This window comes from Dehalobacter sp. (assembly GCA_023667845.1).
Lineage (GTDB): Bacteria > Bacillota > Desulfitobacteriia > Desulfitobacteriales > Syntrophobotulaceae > Dehalobacter.
On record JAMPIU010000014.1, the window covers coordinates 1 to 9,001 of the forward strand.

The 9,001-nt window shown below is 45.7% G+C and carries 8 protein-coding genes; all 8 read right to left on the minus strand.

Annotated features, from left to right (window positions below; genetic code table 11):
* Nucleotides 1–394 precede the first annotated feature (394 nt).
* The 8 genes from NC238_00855 to NC238_00890 all read right to left on the minus strand — a co-directional run bounded on the left by NC238_00855 (nt 395) and on the right by NC238_00890 (nt 8,515).
* Nucleotides 395–1,576, minus strand: a complete 1,182-nt coding sequence (locus NC238_00855) for a reductive dehalogenase (GenBank protein MCM1564505.1) — start codon at nt 1,574–1,576, stop codon at nt 395–397.
* 190 nt (nt 1,577–1,766) lie between these two features.
* Entirely contained in the window at nt 1,767–2,432 is a 666-nt protein-coding gene (locus NC238_00860; protein ID MCM1564506.1) for a response regulator transcription factor, read from the minus strand.
* Nucleotides 2,422–4,032, minus strand: coding sequence for a HAMP domain-containing protein (locus NC238_00865; protein MCM1564507.1), 1,611 nt, complete (start codon nt 4,030–4,032; stop codon nt 2,422–2,424). Before NC238_00865 ends, NC238_00860 begins: the two co-directional genes overlap by 11 nt.
* Before the next feature lie 225 nt (nt 4,033–4,257).
* Nucleotides 4,258–5,196 carry an FAD:protein FMN transferase gene (locus NC238_00870; GenBank protein MCM1564508.1) on the minus strand — a complete coding sequence of 313 codons (939 nt, stop codon included), beginning with the start codon at nt 5,194–5,196 and terminating at the stop codon, nt 4,258–4,260.
* A 107-nt stretch (nt 5,197–5,303) separates the two neighbouring features.
* Entirely contained in the window at nt 5,304–5,567 is a 264-nt protein-coding gene (locus NC238_00875) for a hypothetical protein (GenBank protein MCM1564509.1), read from the minus strand.
* Nucleotides 5,540–6,742: an FMN-binding protein gene (locus NC238_00880; protein ID MCM1564510.1), complete on the minus strand. Its 1,203-nt coding sequence runs from the start codon at nt 6,740–6,742 to the stop codon at nt 5,540–5,542. Before NC238_00880 ends, NC238_00875 begins: the two co-directional genes overlap by 28 nt.
* A gap of 85 nt (nt 6,743–6,827) precedes the next feature.
* The gene (locus NC238_00885; GenBank protein ID MCM1564511.1) at nt 6,828–8,207 is read right to left on the minus strand and encodes a reductive dehalogenase; all 1,380 of its coding nucleotides are present in this window, start codon (nt 8,205–8,207) and stop codon (nt 6,828–6,830) included.
* Between the two features lie 32 nt (nt 8,208–8,239).
* Nucleotides 8,240–8,515 carry a hypothetical protein gene (locus NC238_00890; protein ID MCM1564512.1) on the minus strand — a complete coding sequence of 92 codons (276 nt, stop codon included), beginning with the start codon at nt 8,513–8,515 and terminating at the stop codon, nt 8,240–8,242.
* Nucleotides 8,516–9,001 lie beyond the last annotated feature (486 nt).

A 9,001-nucleotide genomic window follows, 5' to 3' on the forward strand; every position in this document is an offset into this window, starting at 1 on the left:
GGCAGCCCGGCATCGACGAAGAGGTAGCCGGAGATGGGTTGTTCCATGCGCCGTCGGATGGCGGGGAGCAGGGGACCGGCGCCGCTGTGGCCGGCCAGCAGCAGGGGTTGGCTGGCAGGGAAGGGCGCGATGGCCTTACGGAACAGGGGCTGTGGATTACTGGGTCTCGATATGACGAGAAAAGTATGTTATTGCTGCACCTAAGAGAATAAGAATTGCTATTCCTAAATAGATAACCGCGGCGCGGAGTTCGTTTTCGTAAATACTTGCCCAGGCATTTTGGATGAAGAAGATATCTAGCAATACGACTGATCCCCATCCGATGCAACCTGATCCCCGAAATCGAAAATTTGATTTACGAATGCCGAAGCGCTCTTCCGTCTCCTGGCCCATATTATCCTTTCCAGTCTTTCGGAGCGAGCCCGTACTCGGGGAAATCTAATAACCACCATTCTTCGAGGCCTTTTTGGGCTCCATAACTAAGGGCATCGTCCATACTTCGGAAGAAGCTGTTTAATAACGGCGTGGTAGAAATGCTGGCTTTAACCAGAGAATGTACCCAGGCACTATTCTTTTTCGAGAAGGGACAGACGGAGAAACATATAGAACAGCTACTTCCCACCTCTTTCCAATAAGCATTACAACGCACTCCATTTTCGAAAAATGCTCTGTGACCTTGATTATTCCAATCTCCTTGAACTTCCCAAGAAGGCTCGTCTTCTGTATTCAAGGCTGCAGAAGGGCAGGACTCTGAACATTTCTTACATGTCCTGCAGAACTCGAGGATCCCTGCATTAATCGGTTGATCAGTAGCGACCGGTAAATCTGTAATTAGAAGAAATGTCTGGACCATAGGACCATATTCCGGAGTGATCATACGGTTTAGACGAGACATTTCTCCATGTCCGGCCAGAACACTGAAAGCAGGGGATATCCCGAGACCGTTCTGGACCACTTGCCCGATACACTGATACCCCAGACCTTTAATAAAAGCCTGGGTGTGATTTTGAATATATCTGGCACGGCTGTATCCGGATCGTGTAGCCAAGTTGCATATTAAGGATGGGGCGTGTTTCATATTTTCAACAGACAGCCTGACGGTATACGCTATCACCCATCTGGCTTTGTTGGGAATCACACGTTTATCGGCAGTTTCGTAAGCCAACTCTGTATCTTCGAAGTCAATTACCTTCCCGTCCGGGTCAGTAGAAAAAATCAGCTTCTTTGTGTTTTCATTAAGCTCGACGAAACCTACCTGTGCAGCTCCGAACATACGCATTGCTATTCTTATAATCCTGGCTGCTTCCTCTGGGGATCCTTCCCAGATCGGAACACCGCGATCTATCGGAGAAGGGATGGAAGGACCAAGCAAATCTCCATTAATTGATGTATCACTCTTAAATACATCGTTCAAGACATAATCTCTCAAAGAAAATCCAGGAACATGATTTTCGATATTTTCTATCTTTTGCCTGGATTCATTCTCAATTAACACCGCTTCCTCAGCAGCACCTATGTATTTTGCTAAATCTCCACGTCCAGCTGAAATTGAATTGCAAGCGTTAAAACGTTGCATCGATTTCCAGTCGACTTCAATAGTCGGTTGATCTACATTTTTTACCCACCAAGGACGTCTGGGGCGACCAGCGTTGTCAGCAAATCTCAAGACTGGATTTGAATCATTTATTAAAGCCGCTGAATCCTTCCTCAGAGCAAATGAAAATCCAGCTGACCCCATTAGCTTTAGAAAATCTCGACGTGATACTTTATAGCCGCTGGTCTTCATTTTGCATAATTCCCACCAGAAGAGCAAACTGTACCAGCTCTGCTCTGGAATTCAGGTTTAATTTTTCCATCGATCTTTGTCGATAGGTATCAACGGTTTTGGGGCTTATATTCAAATTTCCACTGATATCTGAACGAGAGTAGCCTAATGCTGTTAGTGTAAGTACTTCTAATTCTCGTTCAGATAAGTCTTTGAGCCGCAATTTTTTTTCATAGCTATTGGAAAATTCCTCGAACATACTAAATGCGGATCCCGGATGGAGATAGCGCCCACCTGTCACAATGGTATGGAAAGCTTCCAATAAGTGCGTATGAGCTGCTGACTTTGGGACGAAGCCATCTGCCCCAGCTTTCAATATCTCGGAGATCATATCCTTGTCATTGTGCATGGTCAAGACGATTATTTTACAAGTGTACGCCTGTTTTCGAATATCCTGAATCACCTCAAGCCCACTAATACCGGGCAAGGCTAAATCAATCACGACGATATCCGGGTTGAGGATGGTTAATAAGGCTAGAGCCTTTTCTCCGGATAGCGCTTCCCCGACCACTTCATATTCCGGATAACCTGCCAGCAGAAGTTCAAGACCATCCAGAAGCATCCGGTGATCATCGACAAGAAGAACGCGGTAGTTGCTATTCGACATTTTCTACCTCCTCCAGATGAGGCAGTACAGCCAATAACTCGGTGCCCTCTTGAGGATAGGACGATAGCCGGAGGCTCCCACCCAGCAGATCTAATCGCTCGCGCATAGCAACCAGTCCGAGATGCCTACTGTTATCCTGCTTAAAGAAGTCTTTAACATCAAAGCCAACACCATCATCGATTACAAGCAAATAGACATTCTCTTGATCAGACCACAGCTTTAGTTTTACGTTTTTCGCCCTGGCATGCCGGATAATATTCGTCAGTGCTTCCTGGGCGATCCGGAAAAAAGTGGTTTCGATTTCTGCCGGTAAAACGATATTGCTAAGATCGATATCGAATTTCGCATGTAAGGCGGAGTCTTTCAACATATCAGTTGTCAATTTTTCTAAAGCCTTCCCTAAGCCAAACTTATCTAAAACCACCGGCCGATTTTGATAGGATATTTGCCGGATGTATTCGATCACTTCTGATAAATTCTGACAAAGGTGACTGATTGTTGCAACATTTTTCTCATCAGGTAAATCTCGTTCGAAAGCCTTCATGCGCACCATCAAACTGGTCAGTATTTGACCTGCTCCATCGTGAAGCTCACGAGCAAGCCGGGTACGTTCATTCTCTTGCGCTTTAATTAAGGCTTTCATCAGCTTCTGCCTTGCGGCTTCCTTTTGGTTCAACTTCATTTCCAGCCAAAACTTCGATATATACTCGCTAATTAATGAAGATGCGTTTTTCAGTAATTTCAGATCGTGTTGTGTGAGGTGTGTTGAAGAGTCCACCACTAAATTTATCACCCCCAAATATTGGCCCCTGCTCATTAGCGGCATCGTGAAATGGCTAATTATTCCACTGTCGTTTTCTATTGGAAAACGTGAACATCGGAGTGTCGATACATTAGGATTAGCCAGACCTGAAATCAGATTCTGTTGGCAAGCGCAACGATGATCTGGATCGCAGGGGAGGACGAAGGACTTTTTATCATCAACTATGCCATACCAGGTAGCCAAGTGAAATTTGTCTCGATCCTTATCGTAGAGGTAAATCCAGCCAGAATTCAGATTTACAGCTTCGAGGATGCTTTTAAGAATCACAAATAGGGAATCATGTATGTCTTGAGTAAATGTTGTGGCCAGAGCTATTTGATTGACTAGTGATAGATAACGATTGGACTGAGTAAGTTTTTCCTGATTGTCCGATAAATTGTCGAGCATATTATTAAATGCACTGGAAACTTCACCAATCTCATCATTGCTCCAAATCTTCACCCGAGAGTTGATATTTCCCTGAGTAACTTCATTCGCGGTCCTTTTCAAACCCAAAAGGGGTTGGGTTAGCATGAACATCATTAGAATTGAGAATAAAATTGCTGCTGCAGCAGCCAAGATTGTTACCAGGAGGACACTTCTGCTGCCGGCTTGTATAGCGATTATTACGCGGTCATCCGGTAACAGGTAGGATAACCAGTCTGATAAGCCCGTCTTTACCCAATAATTGAGAGATAGCCCAAGGAATAAAATAGGGACCAGGACAATGCCAAGAACCTTGACCCTAACCGGTACGGAGAGCAAACTTTTTGAAATCATTGAAGATGGGTGTTTCATATAATTAGCCCCGGCGTATTGTTTTCATGCTTGTCGATTAATACTTTACAAATGAATGTTTTTATTATCAAGTACTAAACGTAATTCCGAAACTGAAATATCATCCTTCCCTTTATTACTCGAGATAAACGAATATCCAAAAGACCTGAAATATCCCGCTTCAGATCTTTTCCATAACAAAATAAAAACGGCACCGCCAGGCAGCGAGTGGCCGGTCCTTTTCAATCATGCAGAATACTTATGCATGCCTGTTGTTTGGATTATTTCCATATTCTTCCTAACCAAATAGGCTTCGACTCCAGGTAGGCCTTCAACCAAATTAATCCCATCTGTTGCACCTATAACCATAAGCGCTGTTGCAAGCCCATCACAAATCACAGCGCTCTTTCCAATAACGGTGGCACTTGCCAATTCTTGATTAGAATAGCCTGTTCTTGGATCCAGAATATGGTGCTGGGAAAAATCTTCAATGAAAGATTGGAAGTAATCGCCACTAGTGGCAATACCTTGATCCTGAACCTCAAACTTTGTAATAAATCCAGCCAGGGTCTTTCTTGGTGGCTTGACGGCGATTCGCCATGGAGAACGGTTTTCATTTACCCCGGAACTGTATAAGTCCCCACCTGCTTCAGCCAAAACATTCTGGTATCCTAGACGTTTCAGAAGTTGAATTTCCTGGTCGATAATATAACCTTTTGCGATGCCATCTAGGGTAATTTCCATTCCTGGTTTTGCTAACTCGATGGTACTCCCATTTATTACCACTCGCCGGTAATCGATTAAATCCAAAACACCCTCTACCGCTTTTTTAGCAGGTAAGCCCATTGAATTGGCTAAATAGCTGCGGTAGAGATCAACCAAAGGCTTGATCGTGATATCAAAAGCTCCGCCGGTCATTTCCGAGTAAGAGAGCGCCTGATTGATTACCTGGAGCATTTCTGATGGAGCATCATATAACTCGCCTTCTTGGTTCAACCTGGAAAGAAGACTGTCAGAATTATGATGGTCAAATATCGCAACCAGCCGCTCCATCTCTTGAAAACTGCGGTTGACTGCTTCTTCACCAGCCTTCCGGTTTTCTGCGATGAGGGTGATATTAATAATTGTACCCATCAGCACTCGACTATCCTGGACAGATACTACTCCCGGATCGAGCTTGTTCATGAAAAAGTTACCTCCAACCAAGAGGCTACCTGCAACTGCACTAACCTTGAGAAAATCCCGTCTGTTGATATGCTGTATTTTCATCACCTTCGCCTCGATCAGAAAGATTACTCGCTGGTATCGATGTTTGGATCGAATGGATCCGGCGCAGATTGGGTAGCCTTGGGTTGGGGAGTGGAGGTCGGTTCAGGTTTTGGTTCTCCATCGAAAACAGGACTATTGCCCACCACAACAAAATCTTGAGTAGAACCGCCTGGACTTAGCTCTTCCAGTATGTTCGTGGTTACTTCACCAATCAACAGGGCTGCACAAAGTAGCACAGTGATGAGAAAGACCATGTTTATCAGACTGTTTTGATTTTTCTTTTCCATAGCTCAATTAACCATCCTCTTATCATGCGGATAAAACCTTCAACAGGACGGATAGGACAAAGTGTCCGGCACCAAAACCGGTGTACAAATAATGAGGTCAGGAGGACTATTCCCAGAACCAAAAAACTAAGTGTGGATCCATTCAGATTGAAGAGTGTTCCGAAAACCTCATAGGAACTAATCCCTGGATTTCGCATCAATAGTGCGACTACGATTGCCATCCAGGAAAGAAAGCGCTGTGCCCAGATAAGCCATTGCTGTTGTCGTTTCGTGAAACGCCCTTTGGCTCCACCGATAGCCCCCATGCATTCCTGGGCTGCGCCAAACGGGCAAAACCATTCACAATACGGGTTAAGATTCTCGGCAGTACATACAAAAATAATACCGCCAAGTAAGAGGTACCAGTAAAGATTATTTTGCCAGTCGGGCCAATATCCAAGTAGAAAGGTGTTGATTTTAGAAATCGTTAATGGCTGATTGTAGAGGAATCCCAAGATGACCAATCCGCCGAGCATGGTAGACCACCTCAATAACTTAAGATTTCTGATCACCTTGCGGCGGCCGAGAAAGCCGGCCAAGAATAAGAGGACCAGGGTAATTTCGGGGATTCCAAACTTGATCGACGGAGTGGTCTCGGGGGGAACTGGCTCGTCAAGGACATTTCCGGCGATATTTCTACTGGCATTACGTAATGCTTCTGCGATTGCATTGGAGGTATAGGTGGCCTGGGTTACCCCATCGATATCCTCAGCGAGCTTGAACGGATCGGCATAGGATTTTCCCAATAACTCTTCAACAAAGGGGTTTTTGTACACCTTTTCAATATAGGATGGAGTTTCTTTGTGTTCTACCTGGGAAAAACCGGTAATTTTTCCATCAAGGTCTACAGCGACAGCCACATCCATTGGTCCGCCATAACCGGTAGCTTCGCCAATAGCTATATACCCAATCGTCGATCCATCTTCTTCTAGGCCAGCGTATATACCCGAAGCTATTTGCACAAACCTGGAAGCCCGGGGTAAAGCCAGCCCCAGGTAATCTTCGTATGTATAACCCTGTAAAGCATCGCCAGCGAACCAGGCGATAAAAATCGTAACTACAGCAAAGAGGCCTAAAATCCGCTCTAACTTCTTACTTTTAGCCTGAACAGGTAAGGTTACGTTTTGAATGGACATATTCTTCTATAAATCATTTTCATAATGAAAAAGGGGAAGATCGATTCGAGACCTTCCCCTATGGCCCAAATTAAGCTTGCTAAGGTTAAGCTTTATCTGTATGATGCATAAACTTGTTTTTCTTCCAGAAAGCTTCCACCTTATCAGGATCGGGCGTTTCCCCCAATCCGCCATACCCAGAAGCATGATCCAAGTTTGCCAATAATGCATCTAGCGGACCTATTTTTGCACCGATCAGGATGCGGGCCGCATCATGCAGCCAGCCTGCAGGTTTGGTGAATGGGCAGTTCGAGATACAGTTCCCGCAACCGACCCCACATTCCATCCAATAGGCGTGGCATTTTTTCTGGTCAACCACCCATTTCTCGACGCCAGTGATATTGTTAATATCCATGGTCTTGAATGAGGGAGCAGGCAGCTGTTCGACCGTTGGTATGCAACCACTTGGGCAATATTCGGCGCATAGGCCACAGTTCTCGCAAAACTCTCGGACTCCAAAGGTAATTGGTGCATCGATATTGAGGGGAAGGTCAGTCAAGACCTTAGAAATGCGAACACGTGGGCCAAATTTCGGCGTAACCAATAAACCCATGCGGCTCAACTCACCCAGGCCAGAATCAACGGCCATCGGAATGCTAAGCCCTGTGTCGTTTCCCATTGGAATAGCCTGGTAACCTAATGCTCGGATGAATGCTCCTACATTTGAGGCCACGAGGGCCATGTCGGAATACCCTTTACCAGCAGAAGAACTGTTGAGCAGGCTTATGCCGTTTGGCGCCCAGGCATCCTCATCCATTTCATGGACCATGACGATCACGCGGTTTAGTTTCTTTGGAATGACGATAGGTCCGGTCTCCCCCTTGACCGGCAGTTCTACATCTTCAAAAACCAAAGGCCGCGCCTCTTCTTCACTTCGTCCGAGTGTGTTGTAAAACCAATTCTCGTTCGTTTCAGTGACGCCCACAGCCGATGCGCCTAAAAAGTGGGCCGCCACCTTAACCCGTTGAGTGATCTCCTCTTCTGAGTAGCCATCCAATTGTGGTGAAATTGGGTTTGGCTCGAATTCCCATGAATAGGCACCAGCTCCTTTGTTGTTCCTTAGCCAATCTGCTCCATCTTTAAGTGCTTCTTCGAATGGTCCCCAGCCTGGAATGCCGGCATCTTGTTTTGCCTGCATGTGTTCATCCTGGGGGCCGATCTCCGCTAGAATGGCTTTGTAATCCGCATCCCATTTTGCACGTCCGAACATATTATTGCGCTCGTCGAACCGTTTGAAGGTAGCCGGATCGATCTTATAAGGAGGGGTTCCATTGGACAATTGGCGGATTAAGAAGCCGCCATATTTTTCCTCTGACTCGACAAACTCAACCGCCCCAAGCTGCTCCGCTGTTTTACCTACGGGGAGACCTACGGCAGCCAAGCCGGACAATTTCAAGAAATCCCTACGGTTAATTTTTCCGGACATTTCGCTTTCTCCTTATGCGGGAAGTTGTTACACTAAGCAGCTTTTTTCGTGAAAACAAAGCGGCCTAGTAGAACACCCCAGATGACCGCAACTATTGCCAGAATCAAACCCATGATCAGTGCGGCTTGAGCAGAGCCCTCGGCAAGAAAGCCGTAGATTACTTCGAGGACAAAGGCAGCATACAAGAATCCCAGGCCTGTCAGTAGCCACTGCCACCAGCTCATTTTCACTGAAGCTTTTTTCGAGTGGTTCATTAAAAGCATGAACAAATATACAGAAAAGCCGCCAAGTAACAAGTGAAACAGCATTTTTTCCTCCTTAGGATTATGTCCACGGAATCAAGAGTGAATGAGGACAGCACACCTGACCGTCCATGCAGGCAAATGAGAGCATGTGAGGATGTAAATATGGCTATATCCGACCGATCCTAGGCGGAAAGCCGGCACCTCCTCCTTGTTGTGAGTATTTGAGTTTTATCTTGATTTATGAGACTAGTTTAAGAATAACAATGTTAATAATTCTTGTAATCAGCAAAATTCCTGGTCTTTTGTAAGAAAAACCCTCACACAAAGCATTATTTTAGATATGGAAGAGAGCAAGACGGTTGATGGGAAGAGAAATTATTAAATAAATTTATCTTCAATGTTCAGGTTCACTTATGGGGATACTAAGCGAGGCGAGAGGCGATCTCGCGCAGGGAGCCGGCCACCTCTTCCTCATCCACCAGCATGTGTAAATGGCCTGCCTGCAGGTTCTGCCACGGCCAGCCGGACTGCCTGGCCTCCTCCGCCTCC